Here is a 21,767-nt window from a genome sequence, read left to right on the forward strand (position 1 = left end):
AGGTGGGAGGATGCTCGGCGGTGGCCAGAGCATCCTGGTAGGCCTGACGCAGTTGGGCGACCCGGGGGTGCTCGTGCGGTGCCGCGGCCGGGGTGCCGGGCAGCCGGTGCCCCCGCCCGGCCGCGGCAGCGACCTTGACCTGGTAGGCCTCGAAGCGGGCGGCGGCGCGGGCGTGTTCACGCTCCCACCGGGCCCGCGCCACCGCCAACGGGTCAGCGGCCCTGGGCGCCTTGCCCGCCCGGGCCTTCCCGGCCGGGTCACCGGCCTGGGTGACATACTCCGCTGCCGCGGACCGCTCGGCCTCGTTCTGCTCGCGTTCGGCGTTCTTGCGCCGTTCGATCTCCTCCAACGCTTCGGTGATCCGCTGGGCGCGGCGGGTCCGGTCGGTCAGATCCTCGGGCAACTCGTCCCCGCGGGAGTCCTCACCGAACAGGGCGTCCTCGGCGTCGTCGGTCGCCGCCGCCGTGCCCAGGTACTGCTGGGCAAGCTTGCGCAGATGCTTCTCGGACCGGTTCGCGTCCTTGCTGGCGTTCGCGGCGATCTTGGTGCCGTCGAAGGCCACCGCGCCGAGCCGGACCATCCCCAGTTCCGCGGCCAGCAGCAACGACGCGGTCAACAGCTCTTCCAACGCGGCCTCGTGGTCACGGCGGAACCGGGCCAGCACCGTGTGATCAGGCGTATCGCCGGCGCAGACGATCCGGAACGCCACATCCGTGCCACACAGCCGTTCGATCTGCCGCGACGAGGACACCCCGTGCGCCATCGCATACACGAACAACGTGAGCAGCATGTCCGGGTCGAAACCGCGACGACCCACCGACCCGAGCCTGGCCCTCGCGTGGAACGCGGCCGTGTCCAACCGCTGAACCGCGGCGATCACGAACCACACCAGATGATCACCCGGGAGCCAGTCCGTCATCGACGGCGGCAACAAAAACGCCTGGTCACGATCCACCGACCGGTACTCCTTCGCCACGACCGCCACCCTCTCAAACCACGATCAACCAGGCCAGACGCCACACCGAGCCAAAACGCAACAGGCTCCAGGACACCCCGTTTGTTTGATGATCATGGGCCGGGCCTGGACGACGTAGCGTTGGGTGCCATGACGACGACGCCGGCCTCGTGGCGACACCAGTTGCCCGTGCTGGCCGCCGCGGGCTACCGGGCGGTGGCGATCGACGTGCTGGGGTATGGGCGCTCGTCGCGGCCGGCGGAGGTGGCCGCGTACCGGATCGGCGAGCTCGTCGAGGACAGCGTCGCGGTGGTCGAGGCGCTCGGCGGGGCGCCGGCGGTGATCGCCGGGCACGACTGGGGCGCGGTGATCGCGGCCAACTCCGCGCTGGTGCGGCCGGACGTGTTCCGCGCGGTCGCACTGCTCAGCATCCCGTACGCGCCGACCGGCGCAGGCCCGCGGCCCACCGACATGTACGCGCGGATGACCCCACCCGGCCACGAGTTCTACGTCACCTACTTCCAGCAGCCGGGCCGGGCCGAGGCCGAGATCGAGCCGGACGTCCGCGGCTGGCTGCTCGGCTTCTACGCATCGCTGTCCGCCGACACGATGGGCGGCCCGGACCGGCCCTCGCCGTTGATTGTGCCGGCCGGCCACGCGATGCGCGAGCGGTTCGCCGGCGGCCTGCCCGGCTGGCTCAGCGAGGCCGACCTCGACGTCTACGCCGCGGAGTTCGAGCGGACCGGGCTGACCGGCGCGCTGAACCGCTACCGCAACATCGACGTCGACTGGGCCGATCTCGCCGCTCACGCCGCAACGCCGATCGCCCAGCCGTCCCTGTTCATCGGCGGCGCGCTCGATCCCAGCGTGGCGGGGCTGGCCGCCGCGATCGACGCGTTCCCCAACACGTTGCCCGGGCTGCGCGGCTCGCACCTGCTCGAGGGAGCCGGTCACTGGATCCAGCAGGAACGCGCCGACGAGGTCAACGCGCTGCTGACCGGCTGGCTCGCGGGGCTGCCCTGACATGAGCGACGACGGCGACGCGGTCAGCCGCGCGTACCGCGAGGAGTGGGCCCGGGTGGTGGCGGCGCTGGCCCGGCGGTTCGGCGATCTGGACGTGGCCGAGGAGGCGGCGGCCGAGGCGTTCGCGATCGCCGTCGAGCGCTGGCCGGCCGACGGGGTGCCGGCGAATCCCGGCGGCTGGCTGACCACGACCGCGACCCGCCGGGCGATCGACCGGATCCGGCGCGAGAGCAAGCGCGAGGACAAGCACCAGGAGGCGCTGCTGGTGCACGACGACGGGCCGGCCGAGCCGCTCGGCGTCATCGACGACGACCGGCTGCGGCTGGTCTTCACCTGCTGCCATCCGGCGCTGGCGATGCCGGCCCGCGTGGCGCTGACGCTGCGCCTGGTCGGCGGCCTGACGGTGCCGGAGATCGCCCGCGCGTTCCTGGAGAAGGACACGGCGGTGGGTCAGCGGATCTCCCGGGCGAAGGCCAAGATCGCCGCGGCGCGCATCCCGTACCGGGTGCCGTCGGCCGCGGACCTGCCGGAGCGGGTGTCCGGCGTGCTGGCCGTGCTGTACCTCGTCTTCAACGAGGGCTACCTGGCCACCGGCCCGGACGCCGACCCGGTCCGTCCCGGCCTGACGGGCGAGGCGATCCGGCTCACCCGGCTGGTCCGGACGCTGCTGCCCGCCGACGGCGAGGTGGCCGGGCTGCTGGCGCTGATGCTGCTGACCGAGGCCCGCCGGCCGGCCCGCGTCGCGGCGAACGGCGAGCTGGTCCGGCTGGACGAGCAGGACCGCGCCGGCTGGGACGCGGAGCTGGTCGCCGAGGGGCACCGGCTGGTGCGCGAGCGGCTGGCCAGCGGGGAGGCGCCGGGACGGTACCAGGTGCTGGCCGCGATCAACGCCGTGCACACGTCGGCCCGCGAGTTCCGCGACACCGACTGGTCGCAGATCGTCGCGCTCTACGACCAGCTGGCCCGCCTCGACCCGTCGCCCATCGTCGCGCTCAACCGGGCGATCGCGCTGGCCGAGCTGGACGGCGCGGACGTCGGCCTGGCCGCCGTCGACCGGCTCGGCGAGGCGCTGGCCGGTTACCACGCCTACCACGCCGCGCGCGCCGACCTGCTGCGCCGGCTGGATCGCCGGTCGGAGGCACGGGCGGCCTACGACCGGGCCATCGAGCTGGCCGGCAACACGGCCGAGACCGCCTATCTGGCCCGCCGCCGCGACGAGCTGGCGTAGCGTCCGTCGACGGCGGCGAAGAACTCGGCGCGGACGGCCGGGTCGGTGCGCAGAGAGCCGGTCATCGCCGTCGTCCGCGTCCTGATGCCGGGCCGCCCGCCCGGGCCCGGGTGCGCGGCGTCGACCACCACGCCGACGCCGCGCGGCAGCAACCGCAGCTCCAGCAGGTCCGCGATCTGTCGGGTGAGCCGCTCCTGCAGCCGGGCCGGGCCGGCGTAGTGCTCGACGACCCGGGCGAACTTCGACAGGCCGACGATCCGCTCGCCGGGCAGGTAGCCGACGTGGGCGACGCCGCTGAACATCGGCGAGCGGAACGTGATGTGGTGGACCAGGACAAGCTCGTCGTAGCCGGCGTCGTTGTGGAACGTCGTCAGCTCGAACGCGAGCGGGTCCGTCGTCAACTGACGTCCCGGCGGCCCCGCGCCCCGGCCAGCTGGGCCAGCGCGAGCGCGCCGACGAGCAGGCCGAAGTCGCGCAGCGCGATGTCGTAGTAGTCCGGGATGGTCAGCAGGTTCACGATGATGCCGGCCAGCCACAGAGCGACGACATACGCGCCGATGCGCGGCGCCAGCGCGACGAGCAGGCCCGCGGCGATCTCGATCACCCCGACGATCATCATTGCGTCGTCCGCGCTGCCCGGGACGATGTCGTTGATCCAGGGCGCGAGGTAGATCGGCCAGTCGACCAGCCAGTTCGTGAACTTGTCCAGGCCGAACAGGATCGGTGCGACGGTGAAGACCGTGCGCAGCAGGAGGAAGGCGCGGCCCGCGGGCGTGCTCCACGTCCGGGCGGGTGCGGTACCGCTGGTCTGAGACATCGTCGGCTCTCCTTCTAACGGATGGATTTCTTCACGTTAGAAGCCCGAGGGTCTATCGTCAAGATGTCCGTCCGATACGACCGAAGGATCGTCCGTGACCGAGTTCGAGGACAGCCTCGCCGGCATCGGCGCGCTCGTCGACGAGACCCGGCGCGAGCTCTACCGGTACGTCTGCGCCCAGCCCGGCCCCGTCGGCCGCGACCAGGCCGCGGCCGCGCTCGATCTGCCGCACCACCAGGTCAAGTTCCACCTGGACCGGCTCGAGGAGGCGGGGCTGCTGCGGGCCGAGTACGCCCGGCTGACCGGGCGCACCGGCCCCGGCGCCGGGCGGCCGGCCAAGCTCTACCGGCGCGCGGAGACGCAGCTCGCGGTGTCGCTGCCGGACCGGCGCTACGAGCTGGCCGCCGAGCTGATGGCGCAGGCGATCAGCCGCTCGACGTCCACCGGCGCCCCCGTCGACGCCGAGCTGGCGCAGGCCGCCCGCGAGCACGGCCGCCGGCTGGCCGCGTCCGTGCCGGCGCCCGCGGCCGACCCGGCCGGCCCGGACAGCGCGCTGGACGCCGCGGCCGAGACACTGGCGCGGCACGGGTACGAGCCGCGCCGCCAGGACCACACCGTCGTGCTGGCCAACTGCCCGTTCCACCGGCTGGCCCGCACCCACACCGCGCTGGTCTGCGGCATGAACCACGCGCTGCTCGGCGCGCTGTCCGAGGCGCTCGCCCCCGGCACCCTCCACGCCCAGCTCGACCCCGCCGAGGGCCGCTGCTGCGTCGTGCTGACGGCGAGCGGTCAGCCGCGCAGTGGCGCGTGAGCGAACTCGGCGACGCCGGCTGAGAAGGGAACCCGGGCGCGGAAGCCGAGGACCTCGGCGGCGCGGGCGGGCGAGGCGACGACGTGGCGGACGTCGCCGAGGCGGTAGTCGCCGGTGACGACGGGACGGGGCGCGCCGGGGCCGAACGCCGCGCACAGGGCGGTGGCCAGGTCGAGGACGGTGTGCGGCTCGCCGCTGGCGACGTTCAGCGCACCGCTCCAGGCCGACCCCAAGGCCAGGACGTTCGCGGCGGCGACGTCGGCGACGTGGACGAAGTCGCGGAGCTGGCCGCCGTCCTCGAAGACGCGGGGCGCGTCGCCGCGGGCCACGGCGCTGCGGAAGATGCTGGCCACGCCGGCGTACGGAGTGTCGCGCGGCATCCGCGGCCCGTACACGTTGTGGTAGCGCAGCGCGCACACGGCGGCGCCGGTCTCGCGGCCGTAGACGAACGCCAGCTGCTCGGTGTGCAGCTTCGTCGCGGCGTAGACGTTGCGCGGATCCGGCGGCGTATCCTCGTCGACGCGGTCCCAGGCCAGCGCCGCGCCGCAGCGCGGGCAGGGCGGCTCGAACCGGCCCGCGTCGAGGTCGGCGACGGCGCGCGGACCGGGCGCGACCGGGCCGTGCACGTCACACCGGTACCGGCCCTCGCCGTAGACCACCATCGACGACGCGACCACGAGGCGCCCGGCGAACCGGCGCCGCCAGAGCGCGCGCAGCAGCACGGCGGTGCCGAGGTCGTTGTCGGACACGTAGTCCGCGACGTCGCCGAGGTCGACGCCCAGGCCGACCCGGGCCGCCTGGTGACAGACTGCGTCGACGTCGCTCACGGCGTGCGCGACGGCGTCGGCGTCGCGCAGGTCGGCGACCCGCAGGTCGACACCGGACGGTAGTGGCGGTGGCGAGTCGTGCGCGACCAGCGAGTCCAGCACGACGACGTCCGCGCCGGCCGCCACGAGCTGCTCGGCGACGTGCCCGCCGATGAACCCGGCGCCGCCGGTCACCAGCACCTTCACGAGAGCCTCCTCACCAGGGCGAGCGCAACAGGGCCTGCAGGACGACGGCGACGCCGGCCTGCACCGCGAGCCACCGCCGCGACGGCGCCAGCGCGGCGCCGGCCAGCAGGACGAGCGGCAGGAACGGCTGCCAGATCCGTTCGGTCTCCGCCTTCGACAGCCCGGACAGGTCCGCGACGATCACGGCGGCCAGCCCGGCGCCGACGACCAGCCAGGCCCGCCGGTCGCGCAGGCGGGCCAGGCCGGCGGCGGTCGCGGGCCCCGTGGCCAGCGCGAACACCGCCAGGTTGGCCAGCAGGAAGTACGCGTACGGCCGCTCGGCGCCGACGCCCGCGTAGTACTGGACCCGGGTCGCCGCCAGGCCGTCGAGCCACCAGAAGCCCAAAAGCAGCGGCAGCGCGACGACGACGGCGCCGGCACCGGCCGCGACGGCGAGCGTGGCCCACCGCCGCCGCCACACCGCGACGGCGGCGAGAGGCACCGCCAGCAGGGCGAGACCGTAGCTGAACAGCAGCGACATCCCGAACACGGCACCGCCCGCGGCGGCCATCGCCCAGCGCCGATCCGCGGCCAGGACGACGAGCGCGACGCCGGTGAGCGCCAGCCCGCCGAAGATCACGTCGGCGTTCGTGTGCCAGACCGCGGCGGGCGCCAGCACGACGAACGGCGCCGCGGCGCGCGCGAACCGCTCGGACACGACGTCGCGGGCGATCGCCAGGACCGCCACGGCGGCCGCCGCGACACCGGCCATCGCCAGCGCCGTCTCCCAGCCCGGCCCGGACAGCCCGATCCGCGACGACGCCCACAGCGTCAGCACGAGCCCCGGCGGGTGCGCCTGCAGATGGACGGGGACGGCGTCCTGGTGCTCGACGTACGTGCGCAGGAACGCCGCCGGCCCGCCGCGTTCGTCGACCAGCCCGATGTGGCGACCGTAGGCCTGCCCGATGTCGGCGAACCCGTGTGACCCGTCGGCGACGGCCAGCGCCAGGCTCCACGCCACGGCCGTCACCGCCACCAGCCCGAGCACCCGCCGCCACGGCCACCGCGCCGCGAGCACCGGCAGGGCCAGCGCGGCCGCCGCGCCGACGGCCACCGCCCCACCCACCCGCCAGACCGGGACGAGGTCCCACCGTCCGTACAGCGGCATCGCGCCCAGGTGCAGGTCGCCGGCCGGGAGCGTCCGCCCCCAGACCCACGCGGCGACGAGCAGCAGCGACCAGCCGCCGAGCGCGACCGGGACGGCCGGGATCCTCACCCGGGCAGCCGGACGGTGAACCGGCACCCGCGCTCGTGGTTGGCCACCTCGACCGAGCCGGCGTGCGCCTCGACCAGGCCGCGGGCGATGGCCAGGCCCAGCCCGCCGCCGGCGGCGTCGCGGCCGCGTGCGGTGTCGCCGCGGAAGGCGACGTCGAACACGCGGTCCAGGTCCGGTTCCGGTATGCCGCCGCACTCGTCGATGACCTGCAGCACCGCGCCATCGGAGTCGCGGCCGGACCGGACGACCACCCGGCCGCCGGCCGGCGTGTGCCGGATGGCGTTGTCGAGCAGGTTGTTCAGCGCGCGGGAGAACTCGCGCGCCGACACCTCTGTCGCGGGCAGGTCGTCGAGCTCCTCCACGAGGACCACGCCCTTGACCGAGGCCTGCGAGGCGGCGCCGGCCAGCGACTCCGCGACGGCGTCGCCGATCGACACCAGCTCCGGCCCGAGCCGCACCGAGCCGCTGTTGATCCGCGACAGCTCGAACAGGTCGTCCACCAGCACGGTGAGCCGTTCGGCGTCGCCGCGGATCTGCCGGTGGTAGCGCTGGACGGTGGCGGCGTCGTCGGCCACCTCGTCGTCGAGCGCCTCGGCCATCGCGCGGATGGTCGCCAGCGGGCTGCGCAGGTCGTGCGAGACCCACGCGATCAGCTCGCGCCGCGACGCCTCCAGCGCCCGCTCGCGGCGGCGGGACTCGTCCAGCCGGGCGGAGACGTCGGCCAGCTCGGCCGCGAGCGCCGCGAGCTCACCGGGTCCGGTGACCGCCGCCGGGCCGTCGCCGCCGTCGACCATCGTGCGGGCCAGGTGCCCGACCTGCCGCGTCCCGGCGCCGATGTCGTCGCCGAGCTGCAGCGCCGCGCCGACGGCCATCGCCGTGGCGATCGCGACGACGATGAACAGCGCCACCAGGTCGTGCGTCGAGATGAACATCGCCAGCGCCGCCGCGACCACGCCGGCCACCGTCGTCAGCAGCGACGACACCGCGACGACCAGCACCTGGGCGCGCACCGGCCGGCCGCGGAAGCGGCGCAGCACCGTGGCGCCGGCGACGAAGGCCACGCCGGAGGCCAGCGCCGTCACCGCGACCAGGATCGCGGTGTCGCGGGCCGGGATGCCGGCGGAGACGGCGATGACACCGGCCGCGACGAGGCCGGTCGCCAGCACGCCGGCGGTGGCGAGCTGCCGGGTCATGGCTCGAACCGATAGCCGACGCCGCGGACGGTGACCAGGTGCCGCGGCGCCGACGGGTCGGGCTCGATCTTCTCCCGCAGCCGCCGCAGGTGCACCGTCACCGTGGAGGTGTCGCCGAAGCGCCAGCCCCACACGGCCTCCAGCAGTTCCTCGCGACGGTAGGCCCGTCCGGGGTTCGTCATGAAGTGCACGAGCAGATCGAACTCCTTCGTCGTGAGCGCCACCAGCCGGCCGTCGCGGCGCACCTGGTGCGCGACCAGGTCGACCTCGCAGCCGGCGCCGGTGAGCCGGCGGGCGGTCGTGGACGGGGTGACCGAGCCGGCCGCGGCCCGCCGCAGCACGGCCTTGACCCGGGCGGACAGCTCGCGGGGCGAGAACGGCTTGGTGACGTAGTCGTCGGCGCCGATCTCCAGTCCCGCGATGCGGTCGTTCTCCTCGCCGAGCGCCGTCAGCATGACGACGGGGATCGGCGCGACCCGGCGCAGCCGCCGGCAGACCTCCAGGCCGTCGAGGCCGGGGAGCATGAGGTCCAGCACGATGAGGTCGGGCAGGGTGTCCAGCGCCTTCGCCAGCCCGGCGGTGCCGTCGGCCGCGTAGTCGACGACGAAGCCGTCGCGGCGCAGGTACCGCCCGACCACCTCGGACAGCGCCGGGTCGTCGTCGACCACCAGCACGCGCTGGGCCGGTCCGGGATCCATGGCACCACCATGCCACCGTTGCCGACCGCTTCGCCCCAGGTCGGACTGGTACGGCGGCAGAGTTTCGCGCTTCGTAAGAATCATGACGGCCGATGGAACCTACGGTCAGCAGGGTGATGAGGACCCAGGTGCTCGTGGTCGCGAAGGAGCCGGTCCCCGGCCGTGTCAAGACCCGGCTCTGCCCGCCGCTGACCCCGGCCGAGGCCGCGCGGGTCGCCGCGGCGGCCCTCGCCGACACGCTCGACGCGGTCGCCCGCTGCGGCGCCGGCCGGCGCATCCTCGCCCTCGACGGCCGGCCCGGTCCGTGGCTCCCGGCCGGCTTCGATGTGGTCCCGCAGGCGCACGGGTCGCTGGGGGACCGGCTCGCCGCCGCGTGGAGCCACGTCGACGGGCCGTGTGTGCAGATCGGCATGGATACCCCGCAGCTGACGCCGACGCTGCTCGACCACGCGCTCAGCCTGGTGACGGGCGGCGACGCGCGAACCGCGGCGCTCGGCCCGGCCGCGGACGGCGGTTGGTGGGCGCTGGGCCTGCGCCGGTGGCGGCGCGGCGTGTTCGACGGCGTGCCGATGAGCACGGCGCAGACGGCGGCGCGGCAGCGCGACCGGCTGACGGCGCTGGGCCTGACGGTGACGCCGCTGCCGGTGCTGCGCGACATCGACACCGCCGACGACGCGGCCGCCGTGGCCGCCGCGGCGCCGTCCACCCGGACCGCCGCCGTCCTGCGGCCGCTGCTGACGGTGGCCCGGTGAGACCGCCGCCCGCACTGGAGGCGGCCCGCGACGACGCGTTGCGGCGGCCCGTGCACGACGCCCGGACCGCTGCGATCCTGGGCATCGCGCTCGGCGTGTGCGTCCTGACCTGCTTCCTGACCGGGCTCTACTCGCACCTGCAGCAGCATCCGGTCGCGTGTCTGCCGATCCCGCCGCGGCCGGCGTCGCTGTACCGGGTCACGCAGGGCCTGCACGTCGCGACCGGGTACGCCACCGTGCCGCTGCTGCTGGCCAAGCTGTGGTCGGTCTACCCGCGGCTGTTCCGCTGGCCGCCGGTGAGCGGCGTCGCGCACGCCGCCGAGCGGCTGCTGCTGGTCCCGCTCGTGTGCGGCGCGGTGTTCCAGCTGTTCTCCGGGGTGGCGAACGTGTCGCGCTGGTATCCGTGGGGGTTCTACTTCCCGGCCGCGCACTACTGGGTCGCGTGGATCACCGTCGGCGCGCTGGTCGCCCATATCGGAGCGAAGGGCGCGGTCGTGCGGGCGGCGCTGCGGCGGCCCGGGCACCCGGTCGCGGCGGCCGCGCCGGGCACGCTCGGCCGGCGCGGCTTCCTGGGCGCGGTGGCCGTCGCGATGGGCGTCGTCACCGTGACCACCGCGGGGCAGACGCTGACGCCGTTGCGGCCGCTGACGCTGTTCGCGCAGCGCCGGCCCGACATCGGCGCCCAGGGCCTGCCGGTGAACCGCAGCGCCGTGCAGGCCGGTGTCGTCGACGCCGCGTCAGACCCGGGCTACCGGCTGCGGATCACCGGCGCCGTGGCCCGCCCGGTCGAGCTCACCGTGGCCGACCTGGACCGGCGGGCTCGCCGCGAGGCGGAGCTGCCGATCGCCTGCGTCGAGGGCTGGAGCGCGACGGCGCGCTGGCGCGGCGTGCCGGTGGCCGACCTGCTGGCCGACGCCGGCGTCGGACCGGACGACGACGTCGCCGTGCGGGTCGAGTCGCTGCAGGCCGGCGGCCGCTACCGCGCGTCGGAGCTGAACCGCCTGCAGGTCCGCGACGCCGACACCATGCTCGCGGTCGCCGTGAACGGCGAGCCGCTGAACCTGGACCACGGCTACCCCTGCCGGCTCATCGGGCCGAACCGGGCCGGTGTGCTGCAGACGAAGTGGGTCCGCGAGCTGGTGGTGATGCGCGCATGACGGAGCGGACGCCGTCGGGACCGTTCTTCTGGACCTGCCTGGTCGCCGGCGCCGGCATCGTCGGCTATGGCCTGGCCGGAGCGTGGGCCGATCGCGCCGACACGCGGCCCGCGGACCTCGCCGCGTGGCTGGCCGGCGCCGGGGCACTGCACGACGCGCTGCTGGCGCCGGCCGTCGTCGCCGTCGCGCTGGCGACCCGGTGGCTGCCCGGCGCCGCGCGGCTGCCGGTGCGGCTCGGGCTCGCCCTGAGCGCGTTGCTGACGGTGCTGTTCTGGCCGGTCGTGCGCGGCTGGGGACGCTCGCCGTCGGTGCCCAGCGCGCTGCCGCTGGACTACGGCCGCAACCTCGTCGTCATCCTGGCGCTGACCTGGCTCGTCGTCGGCGTGGCGATCGTCGTACGGGTGCGGAGAGGATGAAGGTGACGGTGCTGATGCGGGCCCGGGACGGGTGGACGCAGCCGCTCGCGGTCGCCGAGTGGACGGCGGCAGCGACGCCGGTGGAGCGGACGCTGCTGGCGTCGCTGCGCGGGCCGGTGCTGGACCTGGGCTGCGGGCCGGGCCGGCTGGTCGTCGCGCTCGCCGAGCGGGGAGTGCCGGCGCTCGGCGTCGACGCGTCCGGCCAGGCCGTCGACCAGGCCCGGGCGCGCGGCGCGACCGCGCTGCGGCACTCCGTGTTCGACCCGCTGCCGGGCGAGGGCCGCTGGCGCAGCGTGCTGCTGCTGGACGGCAACGTCGGCATCGGCGGCGCGCCGGTGCAGCTGCTGCGCCGGGTCGCGCGGCTGCTGTCCGGCGACGGGCGGGCCGTCGTCGAGACCGCTCCGCCCGGCGCGGGGTCGTGGGCCGGCGAGGCCCGGCTCGAGCGCGACGGCGAGGTCAGCGGCTGGTTCCCGTGGGCCCGGCTGGCCGCCGACGACCTCGCCCGCGTCGCCGCCGCGGCCGGGCTGCGGCCGTCCGGCTGGCACGTCGCCGCGGGCCGCTGGTTCGTCCGGCTGGGCCGGGTGAGCGCATGATCGACGTCGTTCTCCCGGTGCTGGATGAGGCGGCGGCGATCCCGTGGGTGCTCGCCCGGATGCCGTCCGGCTACCGGCCGATCGTCGTCGACAACGGGTCCGGCGACGGCTCGGCGGCCGTGGCCGCGGCGGGTGGCGCCACCGTCGTGGCCGAGCCGCGGCGCGGGTTCGGCGCGGCCTGCTTCGCCGGGCTGACGGCGGCGACCGCGGACGTCGTCTGCTTCATGGACTGCGACGCCAGCCTCGACCCGGCCGACCTGCCGCTGGTGGCCGGCCCGGTCGTCGGCGGCGAGGCCGACCTCGTGCTCGGCGCCCGGCCCGGCGCCGCGATGGCGCCGCACGCCCGGCTGGCCAACCGGTACCTGGCCCGGCGGGTCGCCGCCTACACCGGCGTCCGCGTGAGCGACATCGGGCCGATGCGCGCGGCCCGGCGCACCGCGCTGCTCGGGCTGGGGCTGGCCGACCGGCGCTCGGGCTGGCCGCTGGAGATGGTGCTGCGGGCCGCGCAGGACGGCTGGCGGGTCACCGAGCGGGCGGTGCCGTACCATCCGCGCACCGGGAAGAGCAAGGTCACCGGCACTGTCGGCGGGACCGTCCGCGCGATGCTGGACATGCGGCAGCGGCTCGCGGAGACGCGCCGGCTGATCCGGGCGGAGGAGACATGACACCAGAGATCGGGATCTTCGGTGGCTCCGGGTTCTACACGTTCCTGGACGACGCCGAGCCGGTGACGCTGGAGACCGAGTGGGGTCCGCCGTCGGCGCCGGTGACGGTGGCCGAGGTCGGCGGCGTCGGCGTGGCGTTCCTGCCCCGGCACGGTCTCGGCCACGAGCTGCCGCCGCACCGGGTCAACTACCGCGCCAACGTCGAGGCGATGCGCCGGCTGGGTGTGCACACGCTGGTGGCGCCGTTCGCGGCCGGCTCGCTGCGCCCGGAGATCCGCCCCGGCGACCTCGTGGTCGTCGACCAGCTCGTCGACCGCACCTGGGGCCGCGCGGACACGTTCCACGACCGCTTCGACGACGGCCCGCGGCACGTGTCGCTCGCCGACCCGTACACGCCGCGGGTCCGGCGCGCGCTGCTGGACGCCGGCCGGCGAACCGGGGCGACGGTGCACGACGGCGGCACCGTCGTGGTGATCAACGGGCCGCGGTTCTCGACCCGCGCGGAGTCGGCCTGGCATCGTCAGGCCGGCTGGCACGTCGTCAACATGACGCAGTACCCGGAGGCGGCGCTGGCCCGCGAGGCCGGGCTGGACTTCGGTGGCATCGCGCTGGTCACCGACTACGACACCGGAGTGGACGGCGACCCGGACGTGGCGCCGGTCAGCCAGGAGGAGGTCTTCGAGGTGTTCCGTTCCAACGTGGACCGCGTGCGTGCTCTGCTGTTCGCCGCGGTCGCCGACCTGGCGGTGCGGTGATGGGCGTCCGCGCCGGCCTGCTCGCCGTCATCGTCCTGCTGGCCGGGTGCGGTGCGGCGGAGGACGACGAGCCGGAAGCGGCGCCGTCGTCGCCGGCGTCGGCCACACCGTCGCCGACGCCGTCCCCGTCCGCGCCGGCCGTGACGCCGACACCGACGCCGACCCCGCCGGCCGTCGTGCCGGAGGAGCTGGACTTCACCGCCGCGACCGTCGGCGGCGGGACGTTCGAGGGCGCGAGCCTGGCCGGCCGGCCCGCCGTCCTGTGGTTCTGGGCGCCCTGGTGTCCGGTGTGCCAGCGCGAGGCGCCGCTCATCGCGGAGCTCGCGGCGCAGTACGAGGGCGAGGTCGCGTTCGTCGGCGTGGCCGGGCTGTCCGGCGACCTCGCCGCCATGGAGGGCTTCATCGCCGACGGGGGCGTCGAGGCCATCCCGCACATCGACGACCGCGACGGCGCCGTCTACAGCCGGTTCGAGGTGACACAGCAGTACGACTTCGGCCTCGTCTCGGCCGACGGGACCGTCGAGGTGGTCCGCGGTCCGCTGGAGGAGGACGAGATCGTGGCCGCGGTCGAGCGGCTGGCCGCGGGCTGACCATGGGTGACGTTCCGATCGAGTTCGCCCTGCTGCTCGGGTCGGTCGCGGCGCTGAACCCCTGTGGCTTCGCCCTGCTGCCGACCTACCTCACCCTGCTCGTGGCCCAGGGCGGGCCGCCGGGCACCGGCCCGGCCCTGCGCCGGGCCGGCGTCACGACCGCGGCGATGACGGCCGGATTCGTGGCCGTGTTCGGCGCGTTCGGGCTGGTCGTCGTGCCGGCGGCGGTGTCGGTGGAGCGGTTCCTGCCCTGGGCGACCATCGTGATCGGCGTGGCGCTGATCGGGCTCGGCGGCTGGCTGGTCACGGGCCGGGAGCTGGTCGTCCGGACGCCGCGGCTGTCCGGCGCGGCGCCGGCGTCGTCGGCGTGGTCGATGGCCGGGTACGGCGTCGCCTACGCGGTGGCGAGCCTGTCGTGCACCGTCGCGCCGTTCCTCGCGATGGCCACCGCCACGTTCCGGTCGTCGGGCATCGCCGCCGGCCTGGCCGCCTTCGTCGCGTACGGCGTCGGGATGGGGCTGGTGGCCGGTCTGCTCGCGGTCGCGGTCGCGCTGGGCAGCGACACCGTCGTGCGGCGGGCCCGCCGGCTGCTGCCGTACGTGTCGCGCGTGAGCGGGGCGCTGCTGATCCTCGCCGGCGGCTACGTCGCCTACTACGGCGGCTACGAGCTGCGCGTCCGAGCCGGCGGCGACCCCGCCGACCCCGTCATCGACGCCGCGCTGGAGATCCAGGGCTTCCTGGCCGGCCTGGTCACCGACCTCGGGCCGCGGTGGCTGGCCGCCGCTGCCGCCGTCGTCGCCGGCGCCGCCGTGCTCATGGTCCTGGTGCGGCGTCACCCGGCTCGGGTGAGGCCGCGGCCGGCCGATCTCCCGGAGGATGAGGCCGGAGCCCCCTGACGAAGGAGAGCCGGCCATGACCAGGAGATTCAACGGGACGATCGACGTCGACGCGCGGGACTCGACCCCGGACTGGGCGCCGTACCTGCAGCCGGTGGCGCCGGACGGCGCGCCCAACGTCCTGTACATCGTGCTCGACGACGTCGGGTTCTCGGCGATGGAACCGTGGGGCGGGCTGATCGAGACGCCGAACATCCGGCGGCTGGCCGAGCGCGGCCTGACGTACACGAACTGGCACACGACGGCGCTGTGCTCGCCGACCCGGTCCTCGCTGCTGACCGGGCGGAACCACACGACCAACGGGATGGCCTGCATCGCCGAGGCGACCGTCGGCTTCCCGAACGGCAACGGCCACATCCCGTTCGAGTGCGCGACGATCGCCGAGGTGCTGGGGGAGCGCGGCTGGAACACCTACATGCTCGGCAAGTGGCACCTGTGCCCGTCGGACGAGATGAACCTCGCCTCGACGAAGCGGAACTGGCCGGTCGGCCGCGGCTTCGAGCGCTACTACGGCTTCCTCGGCGGCGAGACCAACCAGTGGTACCCGGACCTCGTCTACGACAACCACCCGGTGGAACAGCCGGCGCTGCCCGAGGACGGCTACCACCTGACGACGGACCTGACCGACCGGGCGATCGAGTTCATCCGCGACGCGAAGATGATCACGCCGGACAAGCCGTTCTTCATGTACTTCTGCCCGGGCGCGACGCACGCGCCGCACCATGCGCCGCGGGAGTGGATCGACCGGTACCGCGGCCGGTTCGACGAGGGCTACGAGGCGTACCGGGAGCGGGTGTTCGCCCGGCAGAAGGAGCTGGGCATCTTCCCCGCGGACGCGGAGCTGTCGTCGCTGAACCCGTACGTGGGCGAGCGCTCGCCGGACGGGAAGCCGTGGCCGGCCCTCGACATCGTGCGGCCCTGGGCCGAGCTCCCGGACGAGGAGAAGCGGCTGTTCTGCCGGATGGCCGAGGTGTACGCCGGCTTCCTGTCGCACACCGACCACGAGATCGGACGGCTGCTGGACCACCTCGACGAGACCGGCGAGTTCGACAACACCGTCATCGTGCTGGTCTCCGACAACGGCGCCAGCGGCGAGGGCGGGCCGAACGGGTCGGTGAACGAGAACAAGTTCTTCAACGACATCCCCGACGACATCGAGGAGAACCTGCGCTACCTCGACCAGCTCGGGTCGCCGTCGACGTACAACCACTACCCGGTGGGCTGGGCCTGGGCGTTCAACACGCCGTTCAAGATGTGGAAGCGGTACAACTTCGAGGGCGGCGTGGCCGACCCGCTGCTGGTGTCGTGGCCGGCCGGGATCGCGGCGCAGGGAGAGCTGCGGCACCAGTTCCTGCACGCCACCGACATCGTCCCGACGATCTACGACATCCTCGGCGTCGACCTGCCCGGGACGGTGAAGGGCTACCCGCAGGTCCCCCTGGAGGGCGTGAGCTTCCGCTCGACGTTCCAGAGCGACGACGTCCCGACGCCGAAGGAGTCGGCGTTCTTCTCGATGCTCGGGTCCCGCGCGGTCTGGCACAAGGGCTGGAAGGCGGTCACCGTCCACCCGACGATCGCCGGCTGGGGCCACTTCGACGAGGACCGCTGGGAGCTCTACCACACCGACGTCGACCCGACGGAGACCCGCGACCTCGCCGCCGAGCACCCCGTCAAGCTGCAGGAGATGATCGGCCACTGGTTCCACCTGGCCGGGATGTACCACGGCCTGCCGCTGGTCGACGCGATGGCGGTCGAGGTGCTGGCCGACCCGACCCGGCCGCAGGTGGCGCCGCCGCGCGGGAAGTACGTCTACTACCCGGGCACGGCCGAGGTGCCGGAGTCGGCGGCGGTGAACATCCGCAACCGGAACTACTCCATCGCCGTCGAGGTGCACGTCGACAGCGTGGACGCGCAGGGCGTGCTGTTCTCGCACGGCGCCCGGTTCGGCGGGCACGCGCTGTACGTCAAGGACGGCCGGCTGCACTACGTCTACAACTACGTCGGCAGCAACGTGCAGACGGTCGTCGGCGACGCGCCGGTGCCGACGGGCGACGTCGTGCTGTCCGCGGCCTTCGTCAAGGACGGCGACACCATGCCGACCACCGGCACCGTCAGCCTCTACATCGACGACCGCCAGGTCGGCGAGGGTGTCGTCACCACCCAGCCGGGCAACTTCTCGCTGGTCGGCGAGGGCCTCAACGTCGGCAGCGACCCGGCCTCGCCGGTGACCGAGGACTATCCGGGAACCAGCCCGTTCGCGTTCACCGGCGGCACCATCAGGGCCGCGATCGTCGACGTCTCCGGCGAGCCGTTCGTCGACCTGGAGAAGGAGGCGACCGCGATGATGGCGCGGGAGTGACGAACGGACGACGCCTGCGCCCCGGCGCTCAGCCGGGGAGCGCGTCGCCCGGGAAGCCGAGGCACGGGTGGACCTCGCACAGGATCATCCCGGCCCGGACGCACGGGTCGGCGGCCATGATCTCCTCGGCCTCCTCGACCGGCACGGTCATGACGGCCGCGCCGGCCATCGGCCCGGCGGGGACCGGGCACAGGACCGCGATGGTCCCGTCGGCGCGCAACGACACCATCCGCCGCTGGTGCTCGCGCTCGATCTCCTCCGCGCCGTCCATGTGCCGCTGCGGGCCCCACCGCAGCAGTGCCAGGCTGTACGGCTTCGCCGACGCCGCCAGCTCCTGGACCTGCTGGTCCGTCACGGACGTGCTCATGCGCTCTCCTCGATCCGGTCCGCCGGGCGGTGCAGCGCAGTCTCTCACGCGGCTCGGCGGGCCCGCCTCGTGGCGCGGACGCAGCGCAGCAGGTACGCCGGGGTGGGCGGGATCCAGCCGAGCTGGATGGCCATGCCCTGGTCGTCGCGGACCGCCCAGTGCTCGACGACGAGCCCGTCCTCGATCCGCTGGAAGTGCGCCTGCCGGACGGTGAAGGTCCGGCCGGTCGGGGCGAACGCCCGCTCGACGGCGCCGCCGGGGGTCCAGACGACGAAGTCGCCGGTGTGCCGGCCCGAGAGGGTGCCGTAGGTGACGACGAGGTCGCCCTCGACGACGTCGCGCTCGGTGACCCAGACGAGGTCGTCGAACGCCGCGCGCAGCCACTGGCCGGTCGCGTGGAAGGCCTCGGGGCCGGCGCCGCGGGTGGCCGGCGGCTCGGTGGCTGCCTCCCGGTTGACGGCGTCGGGGTGGACGAGCGCCGCGAGGTCGGCCACCGAGCCGGCGAGGACGGCCCGGATGGACCGTTCGGCGATGCCGGCGAGGTCGGTGCGCGCAAGGGTCGTGGACATGATCGGCCTTTCGATACAGTGAGCTGGAATCAATTGGTACAGTAGGCTGTATCGAAAGTTCGCGCAACCCCCGGAGACCCGTGCCCTACGACAACAGCCTCCGCACCGCCGCGGCCAGGGCGACGCGGGCCCGCGTGCTCGCCGCGGCGCGCACGTCGTTCGTCGAGCGGGGGTTCGCCGGCACCACCATCCGCCACGTCGCGCAGCAGGCCGAGGTGTCGCAGGAGACGATCTACAAGTCCTTCGGCGGCAAGGCCGGGTTGCTGAAGGCGGTCTACGACACGTCGCTGGCCGGCGACGACGAGGACGTGCCGCTGGCGCGGCGGCCGGAGGCGCTCGCCGTCCTCGACGCCGCCGGACCGGCCGAGGCGGCCGCCGCCTACGCCCGGCTGGCCCAGCTGATCTCCGAGCGCGTCGACCCGCTGGTGCGGGTGCTGCTGGGCTCACGCGACACCGACGCCGCGCTGGCGGCGTTCGCCCGCACCATCGACGGGGAGCGACGGGCGGGCAGCGCCTTCTGGGTCGGCCACTGGCACGCCGCGGGCTGGCTGCGCGCGGACCTCGACGTCGAGAGGGCCGCGGACATCCTCTGGGCGGTGAACTCCAACGAGCCGCGCTGGCTGCTGAGCGACCGCGGCTGGACCGCCGACGAGATCGCCGCCTGGCTGGCCGGCACCATCCGGCACACCCTGTTCCGCTGACACCGGGATGAAATCCGTCCAAGACGGCGGGCGGGCTCGGGTCGCAGCGTGTCCGGAGCAGCCCGACACGCGAGGAGGGCAACGTGAGCGATCCCGCCGCGGCGCTGGCGAGCCAGGTCCGCACCATCGAGCGGTCCACGGGCCGGACCGTCGGCCAGTGGGCCGAGGTGGTCGCGGCCGCCGGCCTGGAGAAGCACGGGCAGATCGTGTCGTTCCTGAAGACCGAGCACGGTCTCACCCACGGCAACGCGAACACGCTGGCGCACCGGATCCGCGAGAGCAGCGGCGACGGGCCGCCGTCGGACGCGGAGCTGCTCGACGCCCAGTACCGAGGCGCCAAGGCGGCGCTGCGGCCGATCTACGACGAGGTCGTGCTCGTCGCGACGGGGCTCGGCGACGACGTGACGGTGGCGGTGAAGAAGACCGGCGTGAGCCTGCGCCGGAAGAAGCAGTTCGCGCTGGTCGAGGCCCCGTCGGCGAAGCGGCTCCAGCTCGGGTTCAACCTGCGCGGGGTGGCGCCGACGGACCGGCTGCGCGCGATGACCGGCATGTGCACCCACGCGACCGACCTGACCGACGTCGGCGACGTGGACGACCTGGTGGCGGGCTGGCTGCGGGCGGCCTACGACGGCGCCGGCTGACGTCGGCAGGCGGCGGGCGGCGGGGGCGGGGCACACTGGTCGCGTGGAGTTCCAGTTCGTCTCCCGCCGGCCGGCCGCGCTGGAGCGGTTCGTCGAGTCGGTCTGGTATGCCCGCGGCCGCATCGACTACACGTCCGAGCGGATCGCGCCCACCGGCTCCACGGTCGCCGTCGTCGTGCTCGGCGACCCGATCCGCGAGTGGCCCGCCGACGGCGCCGGCGACCCGCTGACCACGAGCACCGGGTTCCTCATCGGCCCGCACGACCGCCCGGTCGTCAACGAGCCGCTGGGCGAGACGCACTGCGTCGGGGTCGTGACGACGCCGGTCGGCTGCGGCCCGCTGTTCGGGCTGTCGCCGCCGGCGCTGCGCGGCCGGGTGGTCGAGCTGCTCGACGTGTGGCCGGCCGCGGCCGGGCTGCGGCGGTCGTTGCTGGCCCGCAACGCGTCGCCCGACGAGCTGCTGGACCTCGTCACCGCGACGCTCGCCGCTCAGGAGCCGCGCGCCACGGCCGCCGTCGACCGGTGCGAGCGGGCGGTCGCGGCGCTGGAGGCCGACCCGGCGCGCGGCATCGGGGCGCTGGCCGCCGAGCTCGGGATCTCGCACGGCCACCTGGACAAGGAGTTCCTCGACGTCGTCGGCCTCAGCCCGCGGGCGCTGGCCCGCATCCTGCGGCTGCGCGTCCTGCTGGCCCGGCTCGACGTGTACGGCGCGGTCGACTGGGCCGAGCTGGCCGCCGACCTGGGCTGGTTCGACCAGAGCCACCTCATCCGCGACTTCAGACGGCACACCGGCGTCACGCCGTCGGAGTACGTGGCGGCGCAGCGCGGCAGCTTCGCACCCGACCAGGCCGCGCCGGGGTTCGTGCCCAAGCGCTAGTCGGGACGCTGGACGAAGAACGAGCCGGCGACGATCAGCAGGGACACGACTGCGGCCAGCATCGCGGCCGCGTGCACGCCGTCCGCCGCGGCGGCGGGGCTGACGGCGCCGCCGCCGAGCCCGGGCCCGGACCACGCCGCGTAGACGGCCACGAAGACAGCGGTCCCGGCGGCGGCCGCGACCTTGTCGAACGTGTTGACGGCGACGCTGGCATCCGGCTGCAGCGCCGGGTGCACCGCGTGCAGCGCCGTCGTGATGATCGGCATGAACAGCGTGGTCAGGCCGACGTACAGGACGACATGGACGGCGACGGCGGCGGCCGGATGCGATGCCTCGGTGAGCAGCGTCATGCCCCACAGCGACAGGCTGACCAGGACGCTGCCGGGCACCGCGACGACGCGCGGGCCGAACCGGTCGTACAGCCGGCCGACGACCGGCGCGGTGAGGCCGCCGGCGACCGCGCCGGGCACCTGCAGCAGGCCCGCGTCGCCGGGATCGAGCTCCAGCGCCAGCTGGAGATAGAGCTGCAGCATCATGATGACGCCGAACAGCAGCGCCGAGCCGACGACGAGCAGCGCCATCGACACGGTGAAGGCGCCGTACCGGAACGTCCGAAGGTCCAGCAGCGCACGGTCGCGCCCGTGCAGCCGCAGCTGCCGGACCACGAAGCCGCCCAGCGCGGCGACGCCGATCCCGAGGCAGACCCACGCGGCGTACCCGGACCCGGATCCGGCGCCGTCGTCGGGCCCGGCGCTGGTGAGGCCGTAGACCAGCCCGCCGAAGCCCGCCGTCGACAGCAGCACCGACAGCGCGTCGAGCCGGACCGGACGGGGCTGCAGCACGTCCCGGCCGCCGCGCAGCCCGACGACGACGATGACCAGCGCGATCGGGAGGATCGCCCAGAACGTCCAGCGCCAGGTCAGTCGGTCCAGCATCAGCCCCGCGACCGTCGGGCCGAGGACGGGCGCGATCGCCAGCACGGCGGACACGGTGCCCAGCATCCGTCCGCGCTGGATCACCGGGACCACGATGATCATCACCGTCATCAGCATCGGCCAGAGGACGGCGCCGCCGGAGGCCTGGACGACGCGGGCCACGAGCAGCAGCTCGAACCCCGGCGCGAGACCGGCCAGCACGGTGCCGAGCACGAACGTCGCCATCGCGGCCGCGAACACCACCGTGGTGCGCAGCCGCCGCAGCAGGAACCCGGCGATCGGCGTCATGACGGCCAGCCCGAGCATGAAGCCGCTGGTCAGCCACTGGGCGGTGGCGGCGCCGATCTCGAGGTCGGCCATGATCGACGGCAGCGCCACCATCGTCATCGTCTGGCTCAGCAGCACCACGAAGGCAGCGCCGGCGATGACCCAGACGACGCCCACAGCGGCCGGTCTCCGCGTGGATTCCGCAACGTCGGCCACCGTTCGCCCCCGCCTCGT

Annotated in this window: 25 protein-coding genes; 15 read left to right on the plus strand and 10 right to left on the minus strand. The window is 74.6% G+C overall.

Annotation, left to right across the window (positions count from 1 at the left end; genetic code table 11):
* The coding region (locus tag C1I92_RS04080; RefSeq protein WP_199520936.1) for a transposase at positions 1 to 976 on the minus strand (976 nt) is incomplete at its 3' end.
* A 129-nt stretch (positions 977 to 1,105) separates the two neighbouring features.
* Between C1I92_RS04080 and C1I92_RS04085 the strand changes: the two genes are divergently transcribed.
* Both C1I92_RS04085 and C1I92_RS04090 read left to right on the plus strand, forming a co-directional pair.
* Positions 1,106 to 1,978, plus strand: a complete 873-nt coding sequence (locus C1I92_RS04085; protein WP_111253398.1) for an alpha/beta fold hydrolase — start codon at positions 1,106 to 1,108, stop codon at positions 1,976 to 1,978.
* 1 nt (position 1,979) lies between these two features.
* Positions 1,980 to 3,206: an RNA polymerase sigma factor gene (locus C1I92_RS04090; protein ID WP_111253399.1), complete on the plus strand. Its 1,227-nt coding sequence runs from the start codon at positions 1,980 to 1,982 to the stop codon at positions 3,204 to 3,206.
* On the opposite strand, the gene C1I92_RS04095 is transcribed toward C1I92_RS04090, so the two are convergent.
* Complete coding sequence (locus C1I92_RS04095) at positions 3,173 to 3,607, minus strand: GTP cyclohydrolase I (RefSeq protein WP_199520937.1); 435 nt, start codon at positions 3,605 to 3,607, stop codon at positions 3,173 to 3,175. The two genes, C1I92_RS04090 and C1I92_RS04095, sit on opposite strands and share 34 nt — an antisense overlap.
* Positions 3,604 to 4,023: a hypothetical protein gene (locus tag C1I92_RS04100; RefSeq protein ID WP_111253401.1), complete on the minus strand. Its 420-nt coding sequence runs from the start codon at positions 4,021 to 4,023 to the stop codon at positions 3,604 to 3,606. Before C1I92_RS04100 ends, C1I92_RS04095 begins: the two co-directional genes overlap by 4 nt.
* A gap of 94 nt (positions 4,024 to 4,117) precedes the next feature.
* On the opposite strand from C1I92_RS04100, the gene C1I92_RS04105 reads away from it, so the two are divergent.
* Positions 4,118 to 4,834, plus strand: a complete 717-nt coding sequence (locus tag C1I92_RS04105; protein ID WP_111253402.1) for a helix-turn-helix transcriptional regulator — start codon at positions 4,118 to 4,120, stop codon at positions 4,832 to 4,834.
* Here C1I92_RS04105 and C1I92_RS04110 read toward each other — a convergent pair.
* Genes C1I92_RS04110 through C1I92_RS04125 form a run of 4 tightly spaced genes read right to left on the minus strand, consistent with a single transcriptional unit; the run spans position 4,813 to position 8,993 of the window.
* Complete coding sequence (locus C1I92_RS04110; RefSeq protein ID WP_111253403.1) at positions 4,813 to 5,847, minus strand: NAD-dependent epimerase/dehydratase family protein; 1,035 nt, start codon at positions 5,845 to 5,847, stop codon at positions 4,813 to 4,815. The genes C1I92_RS04105 and C1I92_RS04110 overlap by 22 nt on opposite strands.
* A 10-nt stretch (positions 5,848 to 5,857) precedes the next feature.
* On the minus strand, positions 5,858 to 7,102 hold the full coding sequence (locus tag C1I92_RS04115; protein WP_111253404.1) for a hypothetical protein: 1,245 nt from the start codon (positions 7,100 to 7,102) through the stop codon (positions 5,858 to 5,860).
* Positions 7,099 to 8,295, minus strand: a complete 1,197-nt coding sequence (locus C1I92_RS04120; RefSeq protein WP_111253405.1) for a sensor histidine kinase — start codon at positions 8,293 to 8,295, stop codon at positions 7,099 to 7,101. Before C1I92_RS04120 ends, C1I92_RS04115 begins: the two co-directional genes overlap by 4 nt.
* A complete protein-coding gene (locus tag C1I92_RS04125) occupies positions 8,292 to 8,993 on the minus strand; it encodes a response regulator (protein ID WP_111253406.1) in 702 nt (233 codons plus the stop codon). Before C1I92_RS04125 ends, C1I92_RS04120 begins: the two co-directional genes overlap by 4 nt.
* A 116-nt stretch (positions 8,994 to 9,109) precedes the next feature.
* Here C1I92_RS04125 and C1I92_RS04130 point away from each other — a divergent pair, with 116 nt between their 5' ends.
* Genes C1I92_RS04130 through C1I92_RS04170 form a run of 9 tightly spaced genes read left to right on the plus strand, consistent with a single transcriptional unit; the run spans position 9,110 to position 17,176 of the window.
* Positions 9,110 to 9,745: a TIGR04282 family arsenosugar biosynthesis glycosyltransferase gene (locus C1I92_RS04130; RefSeq protein WP_111253407.1), complete on the plus strand. Its 636-nt coding sequence runs from the start codon at positions 9,110 to 9,112 to the stop codon at positions 9,743 to 9,745.
* Entirely contained in the window at positions 9,742 to 10,902 is a 1,161-nt protein-coding gene (locus C1I92_RS04135) for a molybdopterin-dependent oxidoreductase (RefSeq protein WP_199520939.1), read from the plus strand. Before C1I92_RS04130 ends, C1I92_RS04135 begins: the two co-directional genes overlap by 4 nt.
* Complete coding sequence (locus C1I92_RS04140) at positions 10,899 to 11,318, plus strand: hypothetical protein (RefSeq protein WP_111253408.1); 420 nt, start codon at positions 10,899 to 10,901, stop codon at positions 11,316 to 11,318. The genes C1I92_RS04135 and C1I92_RS04140 overlap by 4 nt, the downstream gene beginning before the upstream one ends.
* Positions 11,319 to 11,320: 2 nt before the next feature.
* Positions 11,321 to 11,911, plus strand: coding sequence for a methyltransferase domain-containing protein (locus C1I92_RS04145; protein ID WP_199520940.1), 591 nt, complete (start codon positions 11,321 to 11,323; stop codon positions 11,909 to 11,911).
* A complete protein-coding gene (locus C1I92_RS04150; protein ID WP_111253410.1) occupies positions 11,908 to 12,576 on the plus strand; it encodes a glycosyltransferase family 2 protein in 669 nt (222 codons plus the stop codon). The genes C1I92_RS04145 and C1I92_RS04150 overlap by 4 nt, the downstream gene beginning before the upstream one ends.
* On the plus strand, positions 12,573 to 13,331 hold the full coding sequence (locus tag C1I92_RS04155) for an S-methyl-5'-thioadenosine phosphorylase (RefSeq protein ID WP_111253411.1): 759 nt from the start codon (positions 12,573 to 12,575) through the stop codon (positions 13,329 to 13,331). Before C1I92_RS04150 ends, C1I92_RS04155 begins: the two co-directional genes overlap by 4 nt.
* Positions 13,331 to 13,921 (plus strand): redoxin domain-containing protein, encoded by a 591-nt coding sequence (locus tag C1I92_RS04160; RefSeq protein ID WP_111253412.1) that lies wholly within the window; start codon positions 13,331 to 13,333, stop codon positions 13,919 to 13,921. Before C1I92_RS04155 ends, C1I92_RS04160 begins: the two co-directional genes overlap by 1 nt.
* Positions 13,922 to 13,923: 2 nt before the next feature.
* Entirely contained in the window at positions 13,924 to 14,817 is an 894-nt protein-coding gene (locus C1I92_RS04165) for a cytochrome c biogenesis CcdA family protein (RefSeq protein WP_111253413.1), read from the plus strand.
* A 16-nt stretch (positions 14,818 to 14,833) separates the two neighbouring features.
* The gene (locus C1I92_RS04170) at positions 14,834 to 17,176 is read left to right on the plus strand and encodes a sulfatase-like hydrolase/transferase (RefSeq protein ID WP_111253414.1); all 2,343 of its coding nucleotides are present in this window, start codon (positions 14,834 to 14,836) and stop codon (positions 17,174 to 17,176) included.
* Between the two features lie 28 nt (positions 17,177 to 17,204).
* Here C1I92_RS04170 and C1I92_RS04175 read toward each other — a convergent pair whose 3' ends face one another.
* Both C1I92_RS04175 and C1I92_RS04180 read right to left on the minus strand, forming a co-directional pair.
* Complete coding sequence (locus C1I92_RS04175; protein WP_111253415.1) at positions 17,205 to 17,543, minus strand: YciI family protein; 339 nt, start codon at positions 17,541 to 17,543, stop codon at positions 17,205 to 17,207.
* Between the two features lie 44 nt (positions 17,544 to 17,587).
* The gene (locus C1I92_RS04180; protein WP_111253416.1) at positions 17,588 to 18,112 is read right to left on the minus strand and encodes an ester cyclase; all 525 of its coding nucleotides are present in this window, start codon (positions 18,110 to 18,112) and stop codon (positions 17,588 to 17,590) included.
* An 80-nt stretch (positions 18,113 to 18,192) separates the two neighbouring features.
* On the opposite strand from C1I92_RS04180, the gene C1I92_RS04185 reads away from it, so the two are divergent.
* From C1I92_RS04185 to C1I92_RS04195, 3 genes are all read left to right on the plus strand, one after another.
* Positions 18,193 to 18,813, plus strand: coding sequence for a TetR/AcrR family transcriptional regulator (locus tag C1I92_RS04185; protein WP_199520941.1), 621 nt, complete (start codon positions 18,193 to 18,195; stop codon positions 18,811 to 18,813).
* Positions 18,814 to 18,896: 83 nt separating this feature from the next.
* Positions 18,897 to 19,454, plus strand: a complete 558-nt coding sequence (locus C1I92_RS04190; protein ID WP_199520942.1) for a DUF4287 domain-containing protein — start codon at positions 18,897 to 18,899, stop codon at positions 19,452 to 19,454.
* Between the two features lie 43 nt (positions 19,455 to 19,497).
* On the plus strand, positions 19,498 to 20,331 hold the full coding sequence (locus tag C1I92_RS04195) for a helix-turn-helix domain-containing protein (protein ID WP_111253418.1): 834 nt from the start codon (positions 19,498 to 19,500) through the stop codon (positions 20,329 to 20,331).
* Here the strand turns inward: C1I92_RS04195 and C1I92_RS04200 are convergent.
* The gene (locus C1I92_RS04200) at positions 20,328 to 21,710 is read right to left on the minus strand and encodes an MFS transporter (protein ID WP_158563976.1); all 1,383 of its coding nucleotides are present in this window, start codon (positions 21,708 to 21,710) and stop codon (positions 20,328 to 20,330) included. The two genes, C1I92_RS04195 and C1I92_RS04200, sit on opposite strands and share 4 nt — an antisense overlap.
* Between the last annotated feature and the right edge of the window lie 57 nt (positions 21,711 to 21,767).

This window comes from Jiangella anatolica, from assembly GCF_003236295.1.
Lineage (GTDB): Bacteria > Actinomycetota > Actinomycetes > Jiangellales > Jiangellaceae > Jiangella > Jiangella anatolica.

Coding starts and splice junctions, on each gene's coding strand:
- C1I92_RS04130 (WP_111253407.1), top strand. CDS start 9,110: ATGAGGACCCAGGTGCTCGTGGTCGCGAAGGAGCCGGTCCCCGGCCGT.
- C1I92_RS04155 (WP_111253411.1), top strand. CDS start 12,573: ATGACACCAGAGATCGGGATCTTCGGTGGCTCCGGGTTCTACACGTTC.
- C1I92_RS04180 (WP_111253416.1), bottom strand. CDS start 18,112: ATGTCCACGACCCTTGCGCGCACCGACCTCGCCGGCATCGCCGAACGG.
- C1I92_RS04150 (WP_111253410.1), top strand. CDS start 11,908: ATGATCGACGTCGTTCTCCCGGTGCTGGATGAGGCGGCGGCGATCCCG.
- C1I92_RS04165 (WP_111253413.1), top strand. CDS start 13,924: ATGGGTGACGTTCCGATCGAGTTCGCCCTGCTGCTCGGGTCGGTCGCG.
- C1I92_RS04090 (WP_111253399.1), top strand. CDS start 1,980: ATGAGCGACGACGGCGACGCGGTCAGCCGCGCGTACCGCGAGGAGTGG.
- C1I92_RS04160 (WP_111253412.1), top strand. CDS start 13,331: ATGGGCGTCCGCGCCGGCCTGCTCGCCGTCATCGTCCTGCTGGCCGGG.
- C1I92_RS04085 (WP_111253398.1), top strand. CDS start 1,106: ATGACGACGACGCCGGCCTCGTGGCGACACCAGTTGCCCGTGCTGGCC.
- C1I92_RS04120 (WP_111253405.1), bottom strand. CDS start 8,295: ATGACCCGGCAGCTCGCCACCGCCGGCGTGCTGGCGACCGGCCTCGTC.
- C1I92_RS04175 (WP_111253415.1), bottom strand. CDS start 17,543: ATGAGCACGTCCGTGACGGACCAGCAGGTCCAGGAGCTGGCGGCGTCG.
- C1I92_RS04125 (WP_111253406.1), bottom strand. CDS start 8,993: ATGGATCCCGGACCGGCCCAGCGCGTGCTGGTGGTCGACGACGACCCG.
- C1I92_RS04170 (WP_111253414.1), top strand. CDS start 14,834: ATGACCAGGAGATTCAACGGGACGATCGACGTCGACGCGCGGGACTCG.
- C1I92_RS04100 (WP_111253401.1), bottom strand. CDS start 4,023: ATGTCTCAGACCAGCGGTACCGCACCCGCCCGGACGTGGAGCACGCCC.
- C1I92_RS04140 (WP_111253408.1), top strand. CDS start 10,899: ATGACGGAGCGGACGCCGTCGGGACCGTTCTTCTGGACCTGCCTGGTC.